21 protein-coding genes are annotated in these 22446 nt (G+C 63.7%); 15 read left to right on the forward strand and 6 right to left on the reverse strand.

What is annotated here, in order from left to right; genetic code table 11:
- From JBE38_RS03500 to JBE38_RS03520, 5 genes are all read left to right on the forward strand, one after another.
- A complete protein-coding gene (locus JBE38_RS03500) occupies nt 1-336 on the forward strand; it encodes an ArsR/SmtB family transcription factor (protein WP_090370020.1) in 336 nt (111 codons plus the stop codon).
- 50 nt (nt 337-386) lie between these two features.
- The gene (locus tag JBE38_RS03505; protein ID WP_205343577.1) at nt 387-1631 is read left to right on the forward strand and encodes an NAD(P)/FAD-dependent oxidoreductase; all 1245 of its coding nucleotides are present in this window, start codon (nt 387-389) and stop codon (nt 1629-1631) included.
- Nucleotides 1632-2444 (forward strand): sulfite exporter TauE/SafE family protein, encoded by an 813-nt coding sequence (locus JBE38_RS03510; RefSeq protein WP_205343578.1) that lies wholly within the window; start codon nt 1632-1634, stop codon nt 2442-2444.
- A gap of 201 nt (nt 2445-2645) precedes the next feature.
- Nucleotides 2646-3788: a nitric oxide-sensing protein NosP gene (gene nosP / locus JBE38_RS03515; protein WP_205343579.1), complete on the forward strand. Its 1143-nt coding sequence runs from the start codon at nt 2646-2648 to the stop codon at nt 3786-3788.
- A complete protein-coding gene (locus JBE38_RS03520; protein WP_205343580.1) occupies nt 3730-5676 on the forward strand; it encodes a hybrid sensor histidine kinase/response regulator in 1947 nt (648 codons plus the stop codon). The genes nosP and JBE38_RS03520 overlap by 59 nt, the downstream gene beginning before the upstream one ends.
- 203 nt (nt 5677-5879) lie before the next feature.
- Here the strand turns inward: JBE38_RS03520 and JBE38_RS03525 are convergent, their stop codons facing one another.
- From JBE38_RS03525 to JBE38_RS03550, 6 genes are all read right to left on the reverse strand, one after another.
- The gene (locus JBE38_RS03525) at nt 5880-6545 is read right to left on the reverse strand and encodes a response regulator transcription factor (protein WP_060756797.1); all 666 of its coding nucleotides are present in this window, start codon (nt 6543-6545) and stop codon (nt 5880-5882) included.
- 23 nt (nt 6546-6568) lie between these two features.
- Complete coding sequence (locus JBE38_RS03530; protein WP_205343581.1) at nt 6569-7108, reverse strand: PQQ-dependent catabolism-associated CXXCW motif protein; 540 nt, start codon at nt 7106-7108, stop codon at nt 6569-6571.
- A gap of 99 nt (nt 7109-7207) precedes the next feature.
- A complete protein-coding gene (locus JBE38_RS03535) occupies nt 7208-7999 on the reverse strand; it encodes an ABC transporter permease (RefSeq protein ID WP_205343582.1) in 792 nt (263 codons plus the stop codon).
- Nucleotides 7996-8736, reverse strand: a complete 741-nt coding sequence (locus JBE38_RS03540) for an ATP-binding cassette domain-containing protein (RefSeq protein WP_205343583.1) — start codon at nt 8734-8736, stop codon at nt 7996-7998. Before JBE38_RS03540 ends, JBE38_RS03535 begins: the two co-directional genes overlap by 4 nt.
- The gene (locus tag JBE38_RS03545) at nt 8733-9692 is read right to left on the reverse strand and encodes a YVTN family beta-propeller repeat protein (RefSeq protein ID WP_205343584.1); all 960 of its coding nucleotides are present in this window, start codon (nt 9690-9692) and stop codon (nt 8733-8735) included. The genes JBE38_RS03540 and JBE38_RS03545 overlap by 4 nt, the downstream gene beginning before the upstream one ends.
- A gap of 26 nt (nt 9693-9718) precedes the next feature.
- The gene (locus JBE38_RS03550) at nt 9719-10891 is read right to left on the reverse strand and encodes an ABC transporter substrate-binding protein (RefSeq protein ID WP_205343585.1); all 1173 of its coding nucleotides are present in this window, start codon (nt 10889-10891) and stop codon (nt 9719-9721) included.
- A 283-nt stretch (nt 10892-11174) separates the two neighbouring features.
- Here JBE38_RS03550 and pedF point away from each other — a divergent pair, with 283 nt between their 5' ends.
- The 10 genes from pedF (at nt 11175) to JBE38_RS03600 (ending at nt 22332) form a co-directional block, all read left to right on the forward strand.
- Complete coding sequence (pedF, locus tag JBE38_RS03555; protein ID WP_161549218.1) at nt 11175-11636, forward strand: cytochrome c-550 PedF; 462 nt, start codon at nt 11175-11177, stop codon at nt 11634-11636.
- A gap of 3 nt (nt 11637-11639) precedes the next feature.
- Nucleotides 11640-12515 carry a substrate-binding periplasmic protein gene (locus tag JBE38_RS03560; RefSeq protein ID WP_205343586.1) on the forward strand — a complete coding sequence of 292 codons (876 nt, stop codon included), beginning with the start codon at nt 11640-11642 and terminating at the stop codon, nt 12513-12515.
- On the forward strand, nt 12512-13261 hold the full coding sequence (locus JBE38_RS03565) for a quinoprotein dehydrogenase-associated SoxYZ-like carrier (RefSeq protein WP_205343587.1): 750 nt from the start codon (nt 12512-12514) through the stop codon (nt 13259-13261). The genes JBE38_RS03560 and JBE38_RS03565 overlap by 4 nt, the downstream gene beginning before the upstream one ends.
- A gap of 16 nt (nt 13262-13277) precedes the next feature.
- Nucleotides 13278-14225, forward strand: coding sequence for a quinoprotein relay system zinc metallohydrolase 1 (locus JBE38_RS03570; protein WP_205343588.1), 948 nt, complete (start codon nt 13278-13280; stop codon nt 14223-14225).
- A 107-nt stretch (nt 14226-14332) separates the two neighbouring features.
- Entirely contained in the window at nt 14333-16108 is a 1776-nt protein-coding gene (locus JBE38_RS03575; protein ID WP_060756787.1) for a PQQ-dependent methanol/ethanol family dehydrogenase, read from the forward strand.
- Between the two features lie 121 nt (nt 16109-16229).
- Nucleotides 16230-17750, forward strand: coding sequence for an acetaldehyde dehydrogenase ExaC (gene exaC / locus JBE38_RS03580; RefSeq protein ID WP_205343589.1), 1521 nt, complete (start codon nt 16230-16232; stop codon nt 17748-17750).
- 310 nt (nt 17751-18060) lie between these two features.
- On the forward strand, nt 18061-18132 hold the full coding sequence (pqqA, locus tag JBE38_RS03585; protein ID WP_010209364.1) for a pyrroloquinoline quinone precursor peptide PqqA: 72 nt from the start codon (nt 18061-18063) through the stop codon (nt 18130-18132).
- A 126-nt stretch (nt 18133-18258) separates the two neighbouring features.
- Nucleotides 18259-19422: an alcohol dehydrogenase-like regulatory protein ErcA gene (gene ercA, locus JBE38_RS03590; protein ID WP_104994217.1), complete on the forward strand. Its 1164-nt coding sequence runs from the start codon at nt 18259-18261 to the stop codon at nt 19420-19422.
- The gene (locus JBE38_RS03595) at nt 19406-20776 is read left to right on the forward strand and encodes an ATP-binding response regulator (protein ID WP_060756784.1); all 1371 of its coding nucleotides are present in this window, start codon (nt 19406-19408) and stop codon (nt 20774-20776) included. The genes ercA and JBE38_RS03595 overlap by 17 nt, the downstream gene beginning before the upstream one ends.
- Before the next feature lie 77 nt (nt 20777-20853).
- A complete protein-coding gene (locus JBE38_RS03600) occupies nt 20854-22332 on the forward strand; it encodes a DASS family sodium-coupled anion symporter (RefSeq protein WP_205343590.1) in 1479 nt (492 codons plus the stop codon).
- Nucleotides 22333-22446 lie beyond the last annotated feature (114 nt).

The raw sequence follows: 22446 nt of genomic DNA on the forward strand, positions 1-22446 counted from the left end.
ATGGAATCTACGTTGAGCGAAGGCGAAGTCGCCCAGTTGCGTGCATCGGCGTCCAAGGCCTGCACGTTGCTCAAGGCGCTGGCCAACGAGGATCGTTTGTTGATTCTCTGCCAGTTGACCCAAGGTGAACGCAACGTCGGCGAGCTGGAAACCATGACCGGCGTACGCCAGCCCACCCTGTCGCAACAGTTGGGCATCCTGCGTGATGAAGGGCTGGTCGCTACCCGTCGGGAAGGCAAATACATTTTCTACGGCCTGGCCAGCCACGAAGTGATTCAAGTGATGAAAACCCTGTCCGGGCTGTACTGCGGCGCGGTCATAAAAAGCTGGGCGTGACGCCATCCGGCAGCGACCCTTGTGTGCATGCAACAAGAAGGCGATCGACCATGAATGACCAACACTGTGGCCCAACCATCAGTGGCGATATCGTAGTCATCGGCGGCGGCTCGGCAGGCATCGGCCTGCTGGCCAGCCTGCTCAAGCGCGACCCACAGCTGAACATCATCCTGATTGAACCGCACGCTCACCACAGCTACCAGCCGGCCTGGACCCTGGTGGGCGGCGGTGCCTATGACGTGAAAAAGACCCGCCGCCCCCTGGCCGACGTGCTGCCCAATGGCGTCACCTGGGTGCAGGCCGCCGTCACCGAACTGCTGCCGGACGCACAGACCCTGGTGCTCGACAGCGGCCAGCGCGTGACCTGGAACAACCTGATCGTGTGCCCCGGCCTGCGCCTGGCCTGGGAGAAGGTCGAGGGCCTGCAAGCGACCCTCGGCCAGAACGGCGTCACCTCCAATTACAGCTATGAACATGCCGCCTACACCTGGCAATTGGTGCAGCAACTCAAGGGCGGCAAGGCGATCTTTACCCAGCCGGCCATGCCGATCAAATGCGCGGGTGCGCCGCAGAAGGCCATGTACCTGTCCTGCGATCACTGGCTCAAGCAGGGCCGCCTGAACAGCCTGGAGGTGGAGTTCAACCTGGCGGGCGCTGCGTTGTTCGGCGTGGCGACCTTTGTTCCGCCGTTGATGAAGTACGTGGAAAAGTACAACGCCCGGCTGGCGTTCAATTCCAACCTGGTGAAAGTCGACGGCCCGGCTCGCAAGGCCTGGTTCGAAGTCAAAGACGCCGAGGGTAACGTCACGCTCCAGGAAAAAACCTTCGACCTGCTGCATGTGGTACCCCCGCAAGTGTCGCCGGACTTTATCCGCCACAGCGCCCTGGCCGATGTCGCCGGCTGGTGCGAAGTGAACCCGCACAGCCTGCAACACCTGCGTTACCCGCATATCTTCGGCCTGGGCGATGTGTGCTCCACCACCAACGCCAAGACCGCCGCGGCGGTGCGCAAGCAAATCGTGGTGGTTGCCGAAAACCTGCTGGCCCTGCGCAAGCAGGCACCGCTGCCGCTCAAGTATGACGGCTACGGTTCCTGCCCGCTGACGGTGGAGAAGGGCAAGGTGGTGCTGGCCGAATTCGGCTACGGCGGCAAGCTGCTGCCGACCTTTGCCCTCGACCCGACCCGGGCGCGGCGCTCGATGTGGTTCCTCAAGGCGACCCTGCTGCCTTGGTTCTACTGGAACGGCATGCTCAAGGGCCGTGAGTGGCTGACCCGCCTGAGCAAGGTGGACTGAATGCTGCTGGCCAGTGTGTTGGGCTTGCTGATGGGCCTGGTAATGGGCTTGACCGGCGCGGGCGGCGGGATCCTCGGGGTGCCGGCGTTGGTCCTGGGGCTGGGCTTGAGCATGACCCAGGCCGCGCCGGTATCGCTGCTCGCCGTCGGCGCCGCTGCGGCCGTCGGCGCGATCGATGGGTTGCGCCATGGCCTGGTGCGCTATCGCGCCGCGTTGCTGATCGCGGTGCTCGGCGGGCTGTTTTCACCCTTGGGGGTGTTCCTCGCCCATCAACTGCCGGAACACCTGCTGATGGCGCTGTTCAGCGGGTTGATGGGGCTGGTGGCCTGGCGCATGTTGCAGCGTGAAAAAACCGCGGCCGGGCCGAGTGATCATGGCAGCGCCTCCTGGGGCCAGAAAAACTGCATGCTCAACCAACAGACCGGGCGCCTGGCCTGGACCGCCAAGTGCAGCGCCACGCTGGCTGCGCTGGGCGCTGTGACCGGGGCGGTGTCGGGCCTGCTGGGGGTGGGCGGTGGCTTTCTGATCGTACCGGCCTTCAAGCAACTCACCGATGTGCAGATGCGCGGCATCGTCGCCACGTCGTTGATGGTGATCAGCCTGATCTCGCTGATCGGTGTGGCGGGCGCGTTCCACGCGGGTGTGCGCATAGAGCCGCTGGGCTGGGTGTTCATCGCTGCCAGTATCGTCGGCATGCTGGTCGGTCGGCGCCTGTGCGCGCGGGTTCCGGCGCGCGCCTTGCAGGTGGGTTTTGCCGGCCTGTGCGTCCTGGTCGCGGTTGGCATGTTGTTCAAGGCCGGTCTTACGTCCTGAGTGGCGGGCCTGCGACCGGGCCCGTCTTACACCCAACTTGCCGGGCACCCGTGGCCCGCCCAAAGCACCCGCGCTTTGCCCCCAAAGGCAGCGTGCGCGCTTGCAAGCCTTATCCCATCGCATCCCCCCACCCAGTACCCAAGTAGCATAGGTGCCACCCCCGACCCTTCGTACACTCATGCCTCAGAGGGGGAGCACACGATGTACAACAGTGAAGGCGTAGTCAGTGCCATGTCACAGGCCATGGATGCCGGGCAGGCCGCCGAAGAGTTGGCGCGACAGCTGCTGCATCCGTACCTGGGGTTTGTGCTGTTTTTTTGCTCGGCGTCGTACGATCTGCAGGCGTTGGGCAACGCCTTGCAGCAATGCTTCGGCACGGTGCGCGTGGTCGGTTGCACCAGCGCGGGCGAGATCACGACCCAGGGCTACGGCCGTAACTGCATCACCGCGATAGGGTTCAACCACGCGCATTTCTCCATCGCCACCGAACTGATCGACCAGGTGGAACACTTCAGCCTGATCAACGCCCAGGACATGGTCGAGCGTCTGGTCGGCGGCTGTCGCAGCAACACCCTGGCGCCGATCAAGGGCAATACATTCGCCTTGACCTTGCTCGACGGCCTGTCCAGCCGCGAAGAAATGGTACTGGCTGCCCTCAGCGCCGCCCTGGGCGATATCCCGCACTTCGGCGGCTCGGCCGGCGATGACAATTTCCTGCATACCCACGTGTACTTCAACGGCGTCTTCCACAGCGGAGCGGCGGTGGTGGTGCTGGTCAATACCTGGCTGGATTTCGAGGTGTTCACCACCCACCACATCCAGCCGCGTACCGAGAAACTGGTGGTGACCGGCGCCGACAGCCCGTCGCGTCGTGTGTTCGAGCTCAACGCCGAGCCCGCCGCCGAAGAGTACGCGCGCCATATCGGCGTCGCGGTGGCCGACCTTGACCACCGCATCTTCGCTGCGCACCCGTTGGCGGTGCGTATCCACGACTATTACTACGTGCGCGCGATCCAGCAGGTGCATGACGACCTGAGCCTGAGTTTCTACTGCGCGGTGGAAAACGGCATCGTGCTCACCGCGATGACACCAGGGCCGATCCTGCCCAACCTGGAAACCTTGTTCGACGGCCTGCAATCGCGTCTCGGCGAGCTGCTGCTGACCATCGGCTGCGATTGTTTCCTGCGCCGCCTGGAGCTGGAAGACAACGGCGACCTGGAGCCGATCGGCACGTTCCTGCGCGACCACCGGGTGATGGGCTTCAACACCTACGGAGAACAGTTCAATGGCATGCACATCAACCAGACCTTCACCGGGGTCGCCATTGCCCGAGGCCGACGCTGAACTGCTCGCCCAGGTGGCCCGGTTGCAACAGGACAACCACAAGCTGGCGCGCATCAATGCGGCGCTGATCGAGCGCATCGAGTCGGGCCTGCCCCAGGGCAACAGCCCTTACACCACCTTCCAGCATTCGGTGGTGTTGGCCGAGCAAGTGCGCGAACGCACCGATGCACTCAACCAGGCGATGGCCGAACTCAAGGCCAGCAACCATTTGCTGATCAACGCCCGGCTGCGCGCCGAAACCTTGCGCGGCGAACAGGTCGCGGCGCAGAAGGCGCAGGAAAGCGAGCGCTGGATTCGCTTGATCACCGACAACGTGCCCGCCCTGATCGGCTACCTGAACGCCGACCTGGTCTACGAATTCACCAACAAGGTGTATGAAGAGTGGTACTGCTGGCCGCGCGGCATGATGCTCGGGCAAAGCCTGCGCGAAGTGCACAGCGAGCAGCATTGCCAGCGGCTGGACGCGTATGTCGCCCGCGCCCTGGCCGGGGAGAGCGTGACCTTCGAATTCGCCGAAACCAATATCAATAACCAGGAACGCTACATGCTGCGTTCCTATGTGCCGAACGTGTTGGCCACGGGCGAAGTGGTCGGGATCTTTGTGCTGATCCGCGACATCACCGAGCGCCGCCGCACGGCCGAAGCCTTGCACCAGGCCTATCAACATCTGGAGCAGCGCGTCGCCCAGCGCACCTCGGAACTGACCGCACTCAACGACCAGCTGTTGAAGGAGATCGATGAGCGTCGGCGCATGGAGACCCGCCTGCGCGAAGCCAAGCTGGAGGCCGAGCAGGCCAACCTGTCGAAAACCAAATTCCTCGCCGCCGTCAGCCATGACCTGCTGCAACCGCTCAATGCCGCTCGGCTGTTTACCAGCGCCTTGCTCGAGCGCCCCAGCGAAACCCTGGTGCGCAACGTGAGCAACTCGCTGGAAGACGTGGAAAACCTGCTGGGGACCCTGGTGGATATTTCCAAGCTGGATGCCGGCGTGATCAAGGCGGACATCGCGCCTTTTGCCCTCAGTGAACTGCTGGATAACCTGGCCGCCGAGTACACCCAATTGGCCCGCGCCGAAGGGTTGGAACTGCGCTTTATCGGCTGCTCGGCGCTGGTACGCAGCGATATCCAGTTGCTTGCGCGGATCTTGCGCAACCTGTTGAGCAATGCGCTTCGCTACACCTATAAAGGCCGCGTAGTGCTCGGTTGCCGGCGCCATCCGCAACGGTTGTCGATCCAGGTGTGGGACAGCGGCATGGGGATCGCCGAGGAGCGCCTGGAAGAGATTTTCCAGGAGTTCAAGCGCGGCGATGTGCAGCGCCCGGATCAGGACCGGGGGTTGGGCCTGGGGTTGGCGATCGTGGAAAAGATCGCCGGGATACTCGGCCATCGCATCAGCGTCCGGTCCTGGCCGGGCAAGGGTTCGATGTTTGCGGTGGAGGTGCCGCTCAGCGCTACTGCGCCCAGGCCACTGCCGATGGCGGCGATGAGCGAACCGTTGCTGGAGCGCCTGCAAGGCGCGCGGGTGTGGGTGCTGGATAACGACGCGGCGATCTGCGCCGGTATGCGCACGTTACTGGAAGGGTGGGGCTGCCGGGTCATCACGGCCTTGTCGGAGCAGGACCTGGCGCGGCAGGTGGATAACTACCACGCCGAGGCCGACCTGTTGATCGCCGACTACCACCTGGACGACGATCAGAACGGGGTGGACGCCGTGGCCCGCATCAACGCCCGGCGCGGCAGTGCGATCCCGGCCATGATGATCACCGCCAACTACAGCAATGAGTTGAAGCTGCAGATCCGTGAGTTGGGGTACACGTTGATGCACAAGCCTGTGCGCCCCATGAAACTCAAGACCGCCATGAGCCACCTGCTCGGCCCGGCCTTGTAGTGAGCGGGGCAAGCCCTAATGCCTGTCAGTTAAGCGATAAAGCGGACGATGGATAAATTGTGGGAGGGGGCTTGCTCCCGATGGCCTGCGTAGCAGGCCCATTTTTGAGGCCGCTGCGCGGCCATCGGGAGCAAGCCCCCTCCCACAGTGACCGCGTTAATCCTTAACTGACTGGCATTAGGGCAAGCCCGCTCACTACAAGGTCAGCGGCGCAGGTATGAGCCGAAATCAATGTCCCCGGCACTGAGGATCGCCTGGACGCGGTTGTGCACATTCAGCTTGCGCAGGATTGCCGACACATGGGCCTTCACCGTGGTCTCGGCGATCTCCAGGGTATAGGCGATCTGCTTGTTCGACTCACCCTTGGTCATGCGCTCCAGCACCAGCAATTGCTTGCGTGTCAGCGCCTGCAGCAATTCCGGGGCAAAGCCCGGGTTGTCGTGCATGCGCCGTTGCCCGGTGTTTTTCTGGGTGCGGATGATGTCCGACGGCAGGTACACGTTGCCGTTGAGGATCTGCTGGATCGCCTCGGTCATTTGCTGGCGCGGCGAGGACTTGGTGATGAAGCCCACCGCGCCATAGGTGATGGCTTGCAGCACGATCTGCTTGTCTTGCTCGGCCGAGACGATCACCACCGGGATGGTCGGCGACTCGTTGCGCAGGTTGATCAGCCCATTGAGGCCGTGCATGCCCGGCATGTTCAGGTCCAGCAGGATCAGGTCGAGGTCATCGTGGTCCTGGGTCAGGGCGAGGGCGCTGTCCAGGTCGGCGGTTTCCATGATGTCGCTGCCGGGGAAACCATCGCTGATGACGTTGTGGATCGCTTCGCGAAACAGCGGGTGATCGTCGGCAATCAGGATTTTGTACATGGCCGTTCACCTTTTTATTCTGATTATTGGAAGGGTTCTGGTTGTGCCGTTGCCACCGGCAGGTTTGCCGCTTCCCACGCGTCCAGGCCATCGCGATACCAGTACACAGAGGTATAGCCCAGGTCGGCGGCTCGTTTTACCGCGTTCCAACTCAACCAGCAATCGGAGCGGCAATAGAACACCAGCGCTCGTGTCAGGTCGCCGGCGGTGTAGCGGTACAAGTGGCGCACGAAATATCCCTGCCACTCAGGCGTGAGGTCGCCGTCGCCGGTATTGGCCAGCCAGTGGCTGCCGGGCAGGTTGGCGTGAGGCTGGTCTTCAATGAAGCGGCCTTGCAGCCAGGGGCGGCGGTAAACGTCGATCAACACCGGTGGCGGGGTCTGGGTGAGCAGGGCTTGCAGGGCCGGCGTGTCGAGGGTCGTTGCGCCGTTCACCTGCTCGGGAGTCGGGCTGCGATACAGGCTGATGCGCATGCCGTCGGCGGAAAACAGCGGCGTGTCGGCCTGGGCGTGGGCGACAAACAGGCACAACAGGGCCAACAGGGGCAATCGAGCGGGCAGCATGGCAGGGTAGTCCTTATCGTTATGCCGCCATTACACGCCAGTCCCGAGCCCTTGGGAATGCGACGATAGACACGAAAACCAGTACCAAAGTAGTAGTTTTCAGCCTTTCCTGCGCAGGGCCGCATGCTGAGGGTTGAACGTCAGTACCGCCAGCAGCGCGAACGTCAGGGTCAGCCCCAGGCACACCGCCAGGGCCAGGGGGGCGAAGCGTTCGTACAAGGCAAAACGCACCAGTTCTACCGCATGGGTGAACGGGTTGACTGCGCACAACCAATACAGCCACTCGCTGGAGTCGCGCATCTTCCACAGCGGGTACAGCGCCGACGACAGGAAGAACAACGGGAAAATCACAAAATTCATCACCCCGGCGAAGTTCTCCAACTGGCGGATCGCGTTCGACAACAACAGGCCCAGGGCACTGAGCATCAGGGCCACCAGCAGCAACGCCGGCAACGCCAGCAACAGGCCCATGGCCGGCGGTTGCACGCCGTAGACCCAGGCAATCGCCAGGAACCCATACACCTGCAATAACGAAATCAACGCGGTCGCCATCAGTTTGCTGCACAGCAGGAACGTGCGCGGCAACGGGCTGGTGAGCAGCACGCGCATGCTGCCCATTTCGCGGTCGTACACCATCGCCAGCGACCCCTGCATGCCGTTGAACAGCAGGATCATGCAGACCAGCCCCGGAATGATGTACACCTCGTAGGGGATGTAGGTGTCGTAGGGTTCGATCACCGAGATCCCCAGGGCGGCGCGAAAGCCGGCGGCGAAGACGAGCAGCCACAGCAGCGGGCGCACCAGGGCGCTGAGAAAGCGCGTGCGCTGCAGCACAAAGCGCAGCCACTCGCGCAGCACGATGCCGCGCAGACATTGCCAGTAAGCGTTCATGCCACAGCTCCCGTCGGCGTGGGGCGTGTCAGGCGGGCGAACAGGCTGCCCAGGTCGCCGCCTTGTTCGCGTATCAGCGTGTCGACCTGCCCGCTGGCCACCAAGCGGCCTTGATGCAGGATCAGCAACGCATCTTCGGCGCGCACTTCATCGAGCAGGTGGGTGGTCCACAACACACTGATTGCCTGGTCCAGGCACAGGCTGCGCACGTGCTGGTTGAGCGCCAGCCGGCTGGCCGGGTCGAGGCCCACGCTGGCTTCGTCGAGCAATAGCAGGCGCGGCCCGTGCAGCAGTGCGCGGGCGATTTCCACCCGGCGCCGGTGGCCGCCATTGAGTTCGCGCACCCGCTCCCGGCGGCGTTCGCCAAGGGCCTGGCGGGCCAGTTCGGCGTCGACCCGAGCGGCCGCCTCGCGACGCGACAGGCCGTGCAGCGCGGCGTGATAACGCAGGTTCTGTTCCACGCTCAAATCCAGGTCCAGGGTGCTTTGCTGGAACACCACCCCCAGTTGCTGCAATGCCGCACGCGGCGCCTGCGCCAGGCAATGCCCGCCCACCCGGATCGCGCCGGCCTGCAAGTCGTACAAGCGCGTGAGCAGGGCGATCAAGGTCGACTTGCCGGCCCCGTTCGGCCCCAGCAACGCTGCAAACTGCCCCGGCGCCAGGCTGAAGCTCACCGCTTGCAACGCCTGCCGGGGGCCATAGGCGAAGCTGAGCTGGCTGACGTCCAACGCGTTCATGGTGCCACCACCACACCCCATGGGTAGCGCCCGACCTTGATCGACTTGACCACCTTGAGGCTGTCCACATCGATCACCGACACATCGCCGCTCACGCCGTTGGTGGCCAGCAACTGTTTCTCATCGGGCGTGAACGCCAGTTGCCAGACGCGGCGGCCGACCACCAGGTAGTCGAGGATCTCGAACGTCTTGGCGTCAATCACCGCCACATGGTTGGCCGGGCCCAGGGCGACAAACGCGTACTTGCCGTCGGCGCTGAGCTTGATGCCCACCGGTTGCACCTTGTCCGGGTGCACGCCCTTGATCTTGAAGGTCAGAGTCTTGAGGATCGCCCGGCTGGCCACGTCGAGAATCGTCACGGTGCCGCCGATTTCCGCCGAGGCCCAGAGCTGCGCACCGTCGTGGCTGAATTCGACAAAGCGCGGGCGCTGGTCCACCGGGGTACTGTCGGCCAGCGTCTGGGTACGGGTGTCGATCCAATGCAGCATGTTCGTGGTTTCGCTGGTGTTCACCGCCCACTTGCCGTCGGGGCTGACCGCCATGCCTTCGGGTTCGACGCCGACGTTGATCTGGCCCAGCACCTTGGCAGTTTCGGTGTCGATCACCGTGACCAGTGCATCGTCTTCGTTGGACACATACAGCCAGCGGTTATTGGGGTGCAGGGCAAATTGCTCGGGGTCTTTGCCGGAGGGCAGCTCCTTGATGATCTTGCGGGTGGCCACGTCCATCACTTGCACCCGGTCCGAGTCACTGGCGCAGATGTACAACAGCTTATTGTCATGGGACAGCAGCAGGCCGCGTGGACGCTGGCCGACCTTGAGCGTGTCGGTGACTTGCAGGGTCTGCATATCGATCAGGCTCAGGCTGTTGTCTTTCTCGTTGGAGACCCAGGCGGTGCTGGCCACGGCGTGCCCGGCGGCAAGCAGCAGGGCGCATGAAAGCAGGGTGCGGCGCATGGCGGATTCCTTATTGTTTTAAGTGTTCAGGGATAGCGGCAGGTCACCTCGGGCTGGTCATAGCCCAAGCTGTCCATCTCGTTGAAGGGATGCAGGAAACCCTCTTGAGGCGAGGTACTGACCAGCGCCCGCGGCTGCACGATGGGGATCGGCTGGCGCAGTTGGCCATTCCAGGGGCGATAACTGAGCTTGCGGCCCTTGAAACCATCCAGCGGCAGTTGCTCGCCCAGCGCCAGTTGGCGGATCGCCATGGGGTCGGCCTGACGCAGCTTGCTGACGGCGCTGGCGACGCTGCGCACCGCCATCCAGGCGGCGAAGTCGCGGTCGTTCATCCAGCGCCCGGCCAGGGCTTCGAAGCGCTTTTGCAATTGCGCGGCGCCGTAGGTCTCCACGGTTTTGTGCCAGCCGGTGGGAGTCAGGCCCTGGGTGCCGGCCACCGGGCGCGGGTACCAGGTCTGGTAGGGCACGTATTCGCCGAAGTCGCCGCGCTCGTCGGCCACCAGTACCACGTCATAGTCATCCGCTTGGGTGAACAGCGGCATATCGGCCTGGGCGCTGCGGCGTTGATCGTTATCGAAACGCCAGGCTTTTTCCGCGACCCAGCGCACGCCGAAACGCTTGGCGGCGCGGCGCAGGGCGGCGGCATAGGCCTGGTCATCCTCGGTCGGGCCGACGATCAGCAGCGCCCGTTGCCATTTGCGCACCACCAGAAACTGCATCAGCGCATCGGCCAGCATTGCGCGGCTCGCCAGGCTGTGCAGCACGTTGCCCAGGCAGTCGGTGCTGCGCAGGCGGTCATCGGGGCTGCCGGCGTTGAACAGCAGGCTGTCGGGCAATGCGGCGCTGAGTTGGCGCAGGCTGGCGGCGGGGGCGTTGACCACGAACAGGCGCAGGCCCTGGTCATGCTGGGCCTTGGCGGCGGCGAGCAGGGCCTCGGGCGTGTCGACCGTGGCGCTGGTGAGGCTGTAATGCTGGTTGAGAAAGGCGCCGGTGCTGTTGCTGTCGATGATCGCCAATTCAGCGCCGCGTTGCCCGGCGTCGGCCGGTTCGCCGATCACATTGGACAGCAACGGCCCCGGGTCGGGGCGATACCCCAGGTAACCGATGGGCACCGGCAACGGTGCCTCGGCGGCCTGGCTGCCAGGGGCACACACCATCGCCAGCAGGCAGATCACGGCGTAGGGGGCAAGCTGGCGCATAAGGCACTCCATGACAGGTAGCGCCAGCATAGAAAGCCCCGTTCCCCCTGCAAATATGCAGAAAGTACCGCTGAGCCAGTACCAAGGTAGTAGCCCGCAAGTCCGCCGAGGCCGGCAAGACGTCCCGCAGCGCCGCTGTTTCAGACCTGCCCCACAAGCCCTACTACCAAGGGAGGAGGGCGCGGCCACCAAAGCAGCATACGGCCCGTGGCCCAGGGTTTTTAAGATGCCTGCCATAACCTCGAACCATGAGGTTTTGCGTGCAATCCTGAGGGCAAAAATAATGACAACAAAACGCAATGCCGTGCTCGTGGCCGGGCTGTTGGTCGGTGTGATCGGTGCCGGTTCCGCGCTGGCCCATGGCAATGTGGTGCCGCAAGCGGTGGAGACCAAAGGCCTGACGTCGATCAAGGATGCCGGAGTGGCGGTCGACGCTGACGGCTGGGCTGCCGTGAACCCTTATCGCACCTCGCCCGAGCACGATAAAGCCGTGGAGATCGGCGCCTCCGCCTACAACCAGAACTGCGCCGCGTGCCATGGGCTGGAAGCCAAGTCCGGTGGTATCGCGCCTGACCTGCGCCTGCTGGACGCCGGCGAGGCGGGGGATGAGTGGTTTGTGGAACGTGTGCGCAATGGCGCAGTGCGTGACGGGCGGGTGTACATGCCGAAAATGGCCGACTACCTGAGCCAGGAGGCTTTGTGGGCGGTGCGCACTTACCTGGACTCCGTGCGCGTCGAGGAGTAAGCCATGCGCCTGTTCGCAGCGCTGCTGGGCCTGTGCTTGCTGTGCGGCCAGATCGCCCAGGCGCAGGTGCGCAGCTATGACCGGATCATCGCCGCGGGTGAGCTGAAAGTGGCGGTGTACAAGGACTTCGCCCCCTACAGCTTCGAACAGGGCACAACGCCGCGCGGGGTCGATGTGGAGCTCGCGCAGGCGCTGGCCAAGGCCCTGGGCGTACGGTTGACGCTGATCTGGGCGCCCGCCGGGGAGAAGCTCGACGACGACCTGCGCGACTACATCTGGCGCGGCAGCCCGTTGCACCATCATCAATTGGCCGACCTGATGCTGCGTGCGCCCTACGATCACGACTATGCGCAAAGGCGCAACGACCAGGGCGAACTGGAAAACGGCCAGGTGGTGATGTTCGGCCCCTACCAGAATGAACAATGGCAGGTGGCCTATGACCGTCGGCGCTTGGACAGTGTCGCCAGTGTGGCGGTATTCGAACAGCACCCCATCGGCGTCGAAGTCGACAGCGTGCCGTCGTTCTACCTCACCTCGGTGTTCAACGGCATGCTCGCCGGCAAGACCCATCATTACCCGGGCGTACCCCAGGCCTTTGCGGCGATGAAGGCCGGGAAAATCGACGCGGTGATGGCCATGCGCGGTGAAATCGATTGGCAGGTGCATGAGGCCCACGACCCGCAACTGGCTTTGGCTGAAAACGCCTACCCCAATATGGGCAAACAACGCTGGGAGATCGGCATGGCGGTGCATGAAAGCAACCGCCAGTTGGCCTATGCCGTGGAGGAGGCGTTGGAAGGCTTGATCCGCGACGGCTCGCTGCAAGCCATCTACCAGCATTACGGCCTGCGCTATGAAGTGCCCGAGATGTACCAATGAACTGGCGCCTGAGGCTGATGTTGGCGTGCTGGCTGCCACTTGCGGCCCACGCCACGCAGGTGGACCCGGTGCCGTCGGTGATGTGGGCGTTTTATCAGCAGCAGTTCTTGGGCGATGCACCGTTCGTGTTCGACGAGCGGGTCAAGCTGCTGGCACCGCCGTTTGCCGAAGATGCGCGGCAGGTGCCGCTGGAGATCGACGCCCGCGCCGTAAATGGCCACGTGGTGAACATCCTGGCTTGGGCCGAACTCAACCCGTTGCCGAAGATCGTCGACTTCCACCCCAAGGCCGGCGTATTGCCGTGGTTGTCGATCCGCATCCGTATCGAACAAGCCACGCCGCTGCGCGCGGCGGTGCTCACCGATGATGGCATGTGGCATGTCGGCTCGGCCCTGATCGACGCGGCCGGTGGCGGTTGCACCGCACCCAGTGTGGTGCGCACCCAGCCGGGCTGGGAAGAGCATATCGGCGAGGTACTGGGCGGGCGTTATCCGCGTGGTGAGTTTAGCCGCGTGCGCGTGCAGGTGGCGCACCCGATGGACAATGGCCTAGTCAGCGGTATCCCGGAGTTTTATCTCAACCACGCCCAACTGCGCGACGCTCAGGACCAGGTACTGGCTGAGCTTGAGTTGTTCCCGGCGGTCAGCGAAAACCCCAACCTGGCATTTGACATCCAAAGGGCGGGGCCGACGCGCCTGTTGCTACGGGACAACAGCGGCAACCAGATCGACGCCGCCATCCCCTGACCTCAAGGAGCGCGGTATGCGCTGGATACTGCTGTGTTGCCTGTGCCTGAGCCTGCCCGCGCTGGCGGATCTCGACTACGCGCTCAAGCCCCGTCTGATTGCCGACGACACTTGGCTGTTGGAAGGCAGCACCGACAACTTCAACAAGGCCAATGGCGGCAACATCGTCAACACTGCGTTCATCGTCACCGAAGCCGGCGTGGTGGTGATCGACACCGGGCCGTCCAGGCGCTACGGCGAAGCGCTGCGCCAGGCGATTGCCGGCGTCACCGCCAAACCGGTGATCCAGGTGCTGCTGACCCATCATCACCCCGACCATGCCTTGGGCAACCAGGCGTTCAAGTCCGTGCCGATCGGCGCCCTGGCCGACACCACGCGCTTGCTCCACGAGCAGGGCGATGGCATGGCTGAAAACCTCTACCGTCTGGTCGGTGACTGGATGCGCGGGACCGAAGTGCTGCTGCCTACCCAAGTGCTCGAACCGGGTGTGCTGAGCGTCGGCAGCCATGATCTGCGCTTGCTGGCGTTCACCGGGCATACCGGCGCGGACCTGGCGATCCTCGACAGCAAGACCGGTGTGCTGTTCGCCGGCGACCTGGTGTTCTACCAACGTGCGCTCACCACTCCCAACAGCCCGGGGCTGGCGGCCTGGCTGGCGGATATCGAACGCCTGCAGGCCTTGCCCTGGACCCTGCTGGTACCCGGCCACGGCCCGGTCGCCGGCGATACGCGACCCCTTGAGCAAATGCGCGACTACCTGACCTGGCTCGACCAGCTGCTGCGCGACGGCGCCGCACAGGGCAGCGAGATGGCCGAGCTGATCCGCAGCCCGATCCCCGAGCGTTTCGCCGCGATCAGCCTGAACCGCTACGAACTGATCCGCAGCGTCAGCCACCTGTACCCGCGTTACGAACGCGAGCAATTGCAACGGGTCGACACGCCGGCCCCGCTACTAAGGAACTAGCAATCTCGATACAGCGGTCAATTGTGACGGCGGCCGCTGCGCTCAAGAATCGCCGGCAGACCGGGAAAATTTCCCGGGTATAACAAAAAACCGCAGAGGTAGCCGTCATGACCCAACCCGCACGCCGCCAACCCTTCGCCTTGAGTGTGTTGCTCGGTGCCCTTCTGCTGGCCGGCCAGGCCCATGCCGCCGTGACCGATCAGGATATTCTCCAGGACCCGAAAAACCCCGGCCAGATCGTGACCAATGGCCTGGGCGTCCAGGGCCAGCGCTACAGCCCGCTCGATACGCTGAATGTCGACAACGTCAAAGACCTGCGCCCGGCCTGGGCGTTTTCCTTTGGTGGCGAGAAACAACGCGGGCAGCAGGCGCAGCCGATGGTCAAGGACGGGGTCATGTACCTCACCGGCTCCTACTCGCGGGTATTCGCGGTCGATGCGCGCACCGGCAAGAAACTCTGGCAATACGACGCGCGCCTGCCCGATGACATTCGCCCGTGCTGCGACGTGATCAACCGGGGCGTGGCACTGTATGGCGACCTGGTGTTCTTCGGCACGCTCGACGCCAAACTCGTGGCGCTGAACAAAGACACCGGCAAAGTGGTATGGAGTAAAAAAGTCGCCGACCACAAGGAAGGCTACTCCATCAGCGCTGCGCCCTTGGTGATCAACGGCAAGCTGATTACCGGCGTGGCCGGTGGCGAGTTCGGCGTGGTGGGCAAGATCGAAGCGTATGACCCGAAAAACGGCGACCTGCTGTGGACCCGGCCCACAGTCGAAGGGCATATGGGCTACGTGTACAAGGACGGCAAGGCCGTGGAAAACGGCATTTCCGGCGGAGCGCCGGGCAAGACCTGGCCCGGCGACCTATGGAAAACCGGCGGCGCCGCGCCTTGGCTGGGCGGTTACTACGACCCGGAAACCAACCTGTTGTTGTTCGGCACCGGCAACCCGGCACCGTGGAACTCCCACCTGCGTCCTGGCGATAACCTCTATTCCTCTTCGCGCCTGGCGCTGAACCCGGATGACGGCAGCATCAAGTGGCATTTCCAGAGCACGCCGCACGACGGTTGGGACTTTGACGGCGTCAACGAGTTGATTTCCTTCAACTACAGCGAAGGCGGCAAGGAAATCAAGGCGGCAGCTACTGCCGACCGCAACGGCTTCTTCTACGTGCTCGACCGCACCAACGGCAAGTTCATCCGCGGCTTCCCGTTTGTCGACAAGATCACCTGGGCCAGCGGCCTGGATAAAGATGGCCGCCCGATCTACAACGAAGCCAGCCGCCCCGGCGCCCCCGGCAGCGAAACCAAAGGCACCTCGGTGTTTGTCGCCCCGGCGTTCCTGGGGGCGAAGAACTGGATGCCGATGGCCTACAACCGCGACACCGGGCTGTTCTACGTGCCGTCCAACGAGTGGGGCATGGACATCTGGAACGAAGGCATCGCCTACAAGAAAGGCGCGGCGTTCCTCGGCGCGGGCTTCACTATCAAACCGCTGAATGAAGACTATATCGGCGTGCTGCGCGCCATCGATCCGAAAACCGGCAAGGAAGTCTGGCGCCACAAGAACTTCGCGCCGCTGTGGGGCGGGGTACTGACCACCAAGGGCAACCTGGTCTTCACCGGTACGCCGGAAGGCTTCCTGCAAGCCTTCAACGCCAAGACCGGGGAAAAAGTCTGGGAGTTCCAGACCGGCTCCGGCGTGCTCGGCTCACCCGTGACCTGGGAGATGGACGGCGAGCAGTACGTGTCGGTGCTCTCCGGCTGGGGCGGCGCGGTGCCGCTGTGGGGCGGCGAGGTGGCCAAGCGGGTCAAGGACTTCAACCAGGGCGGCATGCTCTGGACCTTCAAGCTCCCCAAGGAACTGGTGGCCAAGCACTAGTTCTACGACCAAATGACCAGGGCCCTCCTGCCAACGGCGCATTCGCCCGGCAGCGAGGGCTCTTTACCATCGGCTCATCGCCTGTTGACCGACAGGCTCGGACCCCGACAGAGGCCTCATCATGATCTACGCACAACCTGGCACCCCCGGCGCCATCGTCACGTTCAAGCCGCGCTACGGCAATTACATCGGCGGCGAGTTCGTCGCGCCGCTCAAGGGTGAGTATTTCACCAACACCTCGCCGGTCACCGGTGAAGTGATCGCCGAATTCCCGCGCTCCAGCGCCGCCGATGTCGACAAGGCCCTGGACGCGGCCCACGCCGCCGCCGATGCCTGGGGCAAAACCTCGGCCCAGGATCGTGCTTTGGTGCTGTTGAAAATCGCCGACCGTATTGAGCAACACCTCGAAGTGCTGGCCGTGGCCGAGACCTGGGACAACGGTAAGGCCGTGCGCGAAACCCTCAACGCCGACGTGCCCCTGGCCGCCGACCACTTCCGTTACTTCGCCGGTTGCATCCGCGCCCAGGAAGGCGGCGCCGCCGAGATCAACGAGCACACTGCGGCCTATCACTTCCACGAGCCGCTGGGCGTGGTCGGGCAGATCATTCCATGGAACTTCCCGCTGCTGATGGCCGCGTGGAAACTGGCACCGGCATTGGCGGCCGGTAACTGCATTGTGCTCAAACCCGCCGAGCAGACGCCGCTTTCGATCATGGTGTTCGCCGAGCTGATCGGCGACCTGCTGCCGCCGGGCGCGCTCAACATCGTGCAGGGCTTTGGACGAGAAGCGGGGGAGGCGCTGGCCACCAGCAAGCGTATCGCCAAGATCGCCTTCACCGGTTCCACCCCGGTGGGCGCGCACATCATGCATGCCGCCGCCGAGAACATCATTCCGTCCACCGTCGAGCTGGGCGGCAAGTCGCCGAACATCTTCTTTGAAGACATCATGCGCGCCGAGCCGGCCTTTATTGAAAAGGCCGCCGAAGGTCTGGTGCTGGCGTTCTTCAACCAGGGCGAGGTGTGCACCTGCCCGTCGCGGGCGCTGGTGCAGGAGTCGATCTACGAGCCGTTCATGGCCGAGGTGATGAAGAAGATCGTCAAGATCAAGCGCGGCAACCCACTGGACACCGAGACCATGGTCGGCGCCCAGGCGTCGCAGCAGCAATACGACAAGATCCTGTCCTACCTGGAGATCGCCCAGCAAGAAGGCGCCGTGCTGCTCACCGGCGGCGCGGCCGAGCGTCTGGAGGGTGACCTGTCCAGCGGCTATTACATCCAGCCGACCTTGCTCAAGGGGCACAACAAGATGCGCGTGTTCCAGGAGGAAATCTTCGGCCCGGTGGTGGGCGTGACCACTTTCAAGGACGAGGCCGAAGCACTGGCGATCGCCAACGACAGCGAATTCGGCCTGGGCGCCGGCCTGTGGACCCGCGACATCAACCGCGCCTACCGCATGGGCCGCGCGATCAAGGCCGGGCGGGTGTGGACCAACTGTTATCACCTGTACCCGGCGCATGCGGCGTTTGGCGGCTACAAGAAGTCGGGCGTGGGGCGTGAGAACCACAAGATGATGCTCGATCACTACCAGCAGACCAAAAACCTGTTGGTGAGCTACGACATCAATCCGCTGGGCTTCTTCTAACCCTCAACTTGCAATGCAATTCATTGTGGGAGGGGGCTTGCTCCCGATAGCGGTGTGTCAGTGGCATAGGTGTTGACTGACACACTGCTATCGGGAGCAAGCCCCCTCCCACATGGACCGTATTTCAATGTTGGGATTGGTCGAGGTAGTGGCATTGGGTCATGGCGGGTTCTGCATCTCCCATTTTGATTTGCCTGCATCCGCGACTAATGCACTGCAACCGCTACTTCGAAAGTAGCATTCGCCGCCCACACCCCCCATGCATTAATAACCCGACCGGGATCTTCCGGCACAACAAGAGGACATGCCCATGTGGACTAAACCCGCGTTTACCGACCTGCGTATCGGCTTCGAAGTGACCATGTACTTCGCCAGCCGTTGATTCACCGCCGGCCAGCCTTGTGCTGGCCGGTGCTGTGTGGAGGATGCCCCTTTGGTCTGATTGCAATCGCAGCCGGATGGGTTAGTGTGGAGCGCATCTTCCAGAATAATAAAAACAGGCTTACCCATGAGCCAGACTCTGAGCCCGCTGCGTAAATTCGTTTCTCCTGAAATCATCTTTGGTGCCGGCTGCCGGCACAACGTCGGTAATTACGCCAAGACCTTCGGCGCACGCAAGGTGCTGGTGGTCAGCGACCCCGGCGTGATTGCCGCCGGTTGGGTGGCCGATGTCGAAGCCAGCCTGCAAGCGCTCGGCATCGATTACTGCCTGTACAGCGCCGTCTCGCCCAACCCCCGTGTCGAGGAAGTGATGCTCGGTGCCGAGGTGTACCGTGAACACCACTGTGACGTGATTGTCGCCATCGGCGGCGGCAGCCCGATGGATTGCGGCAAGGCCATCGGCATTGTGGTCGCCCACGGCCGTAGCATCCTCGATTTCGAAGGCGTGGATACCCTCCGCGTGCCCAGCCCGCCGCTGATCCTGATTCCGACCACTGCCGGCACCTCGGCGGATGTCTCGCAGTTCGTGATCATCTCCAATCAGCAGGAGCGCATGAAGTTCTCCATCGTCAGCAAGGCGGTGGTGCCGGATGTGTCGCTGATCGACCCGGAAACCACTGCCAGCATGGACCCGTTCCTGTCAGCCTGTACCGGCATTGACGCGTTGGTGCATGCCATCGAAGCGTTCGTCTCCACCGGCCACGGCCCGCTCACCGACCCTCACGCGTTGGAAGCGATGCGCCTGATCAACGGCAACCTGGTGCAGATGATCGCCAACCCTGGCGATATCGCCCTGCGCGAGAAGATCATGCTCGGCAGCATGCAGGCCGGGCTGGCGTTTTCCAATGCGATCCTCGGTGCGGTGCATGCCATGTCCCACAGCCTGGGCGGGTTTCTCGATTTGCCCCATGGCCTGTGCAACGCGGTGCTGGTGGAGCATGTGGTGGCGTTCAATTACAACTCGGCGCCGGAGCGTTTCCAGGTGATCGCCGAGACATTCGGCATCGACTGCCGGGGGCTCAACCATCGACAGATCTGCGGGCGCCTGGTGGACCATCTGATCGCGCTGAAACATGCGATTGGCTTCCACGAAACCCTCGGCCTGCATGGGGTGCGTGTGGCGGATATTCCGTTCCTGTCGCGCCATGCGATGCACGACCCCTGCATCCTCACCAACCCTCGGGAGTCGAGCCAGCGTGACGTCGAGGTCGTCTATGGCGAAGCTCTCTGACGACCAGCAGCGCGCCCTCGCCGGGTTGCTGGGCCTTGGCGACCAGTCGGCGCGCAAGAGCCATTACCCGGAACTCACTGCACGCCTGGATGAGCTGGAGGCCGAACGCAAGCGCTACATCCGTCTCAACGACGAGCTGGAGCAGCGGGTCGCCGCACGTACCGATGAACTGCTGGAAGCCAACCACAACCTGCAACAGCAGATCGCCCAGCGCGAACGGATCGAACAGGACCTGCGCGACGCTCGCGACGCCGCCGAAGCCGCCAACCGCAGCAAGGACAAATACCTCGCCGCCGCCAGCCATGACCTGTTGCAGCCACTGAATGCCGCCCGTTTGTTGATCGCCACGTTGCGCGAACGGCAGTTGCCCAGCGTCGAGCAGGTGCTGGTGGAACGTACGCACCAGGCGCTGGAAGGCGCCGAGGACCTGCTGACGGACTTGCTCGATATCTCGCGCCTGGACCAGGCGGCGGTCAAGCCGGACATGGCCGTGTATCGGCTCGATGAGCTGTTTGCGCCGCTGGTTTCGGAGTTTCAGTCGGTGGCCCAGGCGTCGGGGCTGAACCTGCGGGTGCACACCGGCCGCTATGCGATCCGCAGCGACTTGCGGTTGTTGACGCGCATCTTGCGTAACTTCCTGAGCAATGCCTGCCGCTATACCGATGAGGGGTGCATCCTGCTCGGCGCACGTCGCCGGGGCGATCGCCTGCGCCTCGAGGTGTGGGATACCGGGCGTGGTATTGCGGCGGACCGGCTGGAGGCGATCTTCCTGGAGTTCAACCAGCTCGACGTCGGCCGTGCGGCGGACCGCAAGGGCGTCGGGCTGGGCCTGGCGATTGTCGAGCGGATCGCCGAAATCCTCGGCCACCCGGTGGCGGTGCGGTCCTGGCCAGGGCGTGGTTCGATGTTCAGTATTGAGGTGCCGATGAGCGCCGAGATGCCTGCGGCAATCAGCCAACTGCCGGTGCAAGCGACGACCGGCAACCCGCTGCCGGGGCGGCGTTTACTGGTGATCGACAACGAAGTGAGCATCCTCGACAGCATGCGTGCATTGCTCGGCCAATGGGGCTGCGAAGTGCTGACCGCCACCGACCAGGCGGGCGCATTGCTGGCGTTGCAGGGCAGGGCGCCGGAGCTGATCCTGGCGGACTACCACCTGGACCATGGGGTGCTGGGGTGCGAGGTGGTCAAGCACCTGCGCGAGCATTTCGGGCAGAAGATTGCGGCGGTGATCATTACCGCCGACCGCACCGACCAATGCCGCCGCGCGTTGCGCCGGCTGGATGCGCCGTTGCTGAACAAGCCGGTCAAGCCGGGCAAGTTGCGCGCAGTGTTGAGCCAGTTATTGGCCTAGGGTGTTGATACCTGTCAACACGCCACGCGACGCTTTGCCTCATGCTCCAGGCCCGATCCAGAGGCCCGGAGCCGCCCATGAACGCCCCTGCTACAACCGCTGCATCCTTCAAGTTACCCCTGGGCCTGGTGGTCGCCGTACTGGTGATGGTCGGCGTGCTGTGGTTGCCGTTGCCGGCCGACCTGCCCGTGGCTGGGCAGCGCATGCTGGCGATCCTCGCGTTTGCCGTGGTGGTGTGGATCAGCGAAGCGGTGTCCTATGAGGCCAGCGCGATCATGATCACCTCGCTCATGGCGTTTTTGCTCGGCACCGCACCCTCGTTGCAAGACCCGACGCAACTGATCGGCTCCAGCCCGGCTATCAGCATGGCGCTGACCGGCTTCTCCAACCCGGCGCTGGCGCTGGTGGCGGGCGCGTTGTTCATTGCGGCGGCGATGACCCACACCGGCCTGGACCGGCGCATTGCGTTGGTGACCCTGAGCCGCGTCGGTACCAGTACCCGGCGCATCCTGCTCGGCGCGATTGCCGTGACGATCCTGCTCAGCCTGGTGGTGCCCAGTGCCACGGCGCGCAGTGCCTGTGTGGTGCCGATCATGATGGGCGTGATCGCCGCCTTTGGCGTCGATAAACGCTCGAACATCGCCGCCGGCATCATGATCGTGGTGGCCCAGGGCACCAGCATCTGGAACGTCGGTATCCAGACCGCCGCGGCGCAGAACCTGCTGAGCGTCGGCTTCATGGACAAGATGCTCGGCCAGCGCGTGTCGTGGATCGACTGGCTGATCGCCGGGGCGCCGTGGGCGTTGATTATGTCGGCCGTGTTGTTGTACCTGGTGCTCAAGCTGCTGCCGCCGGAAACCGACAGCATCCCCGGCGGTAAAGAAGCGGTGGCGCAGTCGCTGCTGGACATCGGCCCCATGACCGGCCCGCAGAAACGCCTGCTCGCCGTGTCGGTATTGCTGTTGTTGGCCTGGGCCACGGAAGGGCGCCTGCACAATTTCGACACCACGTCGACCACCTACGCCGGGCTGGTGTGCCTGCTGCTGCCGGGCCTGGGCGTGATGACCTGGAAAGATGTGCAATCGCGCATTCCGTGGGGCACGGTGATTGTGTTCGGCGTGGGCATCAGCCTGGGCACGGCGCTGCTGACCACCCACGCCGGGCAATGGCTGGGTTCGCAGGTGGTGGCGCACACCGGGTTGGATCAGGTGGGGCCGCTGGGCGTGTTTGCGATTCTTGGCGCGTTCCTGATCCTGATCCATCTGGGCTTCGCCAGCGCCACGGCCCTGACCTCGGCGTTGTTGCCGATCCTGATTGCGGTGTTGCAGACCTTGCCGGGGGAGTTCAACCGGTTGGGGATGACCATGCTGCTGGGGTTTGTCATGAGCTATGGGTTCATCCTGCCGATCAATGCACCGCAGAACATGGTGTGCTTGGGCACGGCGACGTTTACGGCCAGGCAATTCGCCAAGGTCGGGGTCTGGGTGACGCTGGTGGGATATGGATTGATGCTGGTATTTGCGGCGACTTACTGGAGTTGGCTGGGGTGGATCTGATCAGGAGTGCGCTTTAGAAGCATCGAGCAGCCACAGACTGGCTGGAACCCCACCCCAAGATGGCAAGATGAGCGGCTCTCAGGTTTACTATCCCTGAGTCGTGCTTTTACCGAC

Source organism: Pseudomonas sp. ICBG1301 (assembly GCF_016918385.1).
Taxonomy (GTDB): domain Bacteria; phylum Pseudomonadota; class Gammaproteobacteria; order Pseudomonadales; family Pseudomonadaceae; genus Aquipseudomonas; species Aquipseudomonas palleroniana.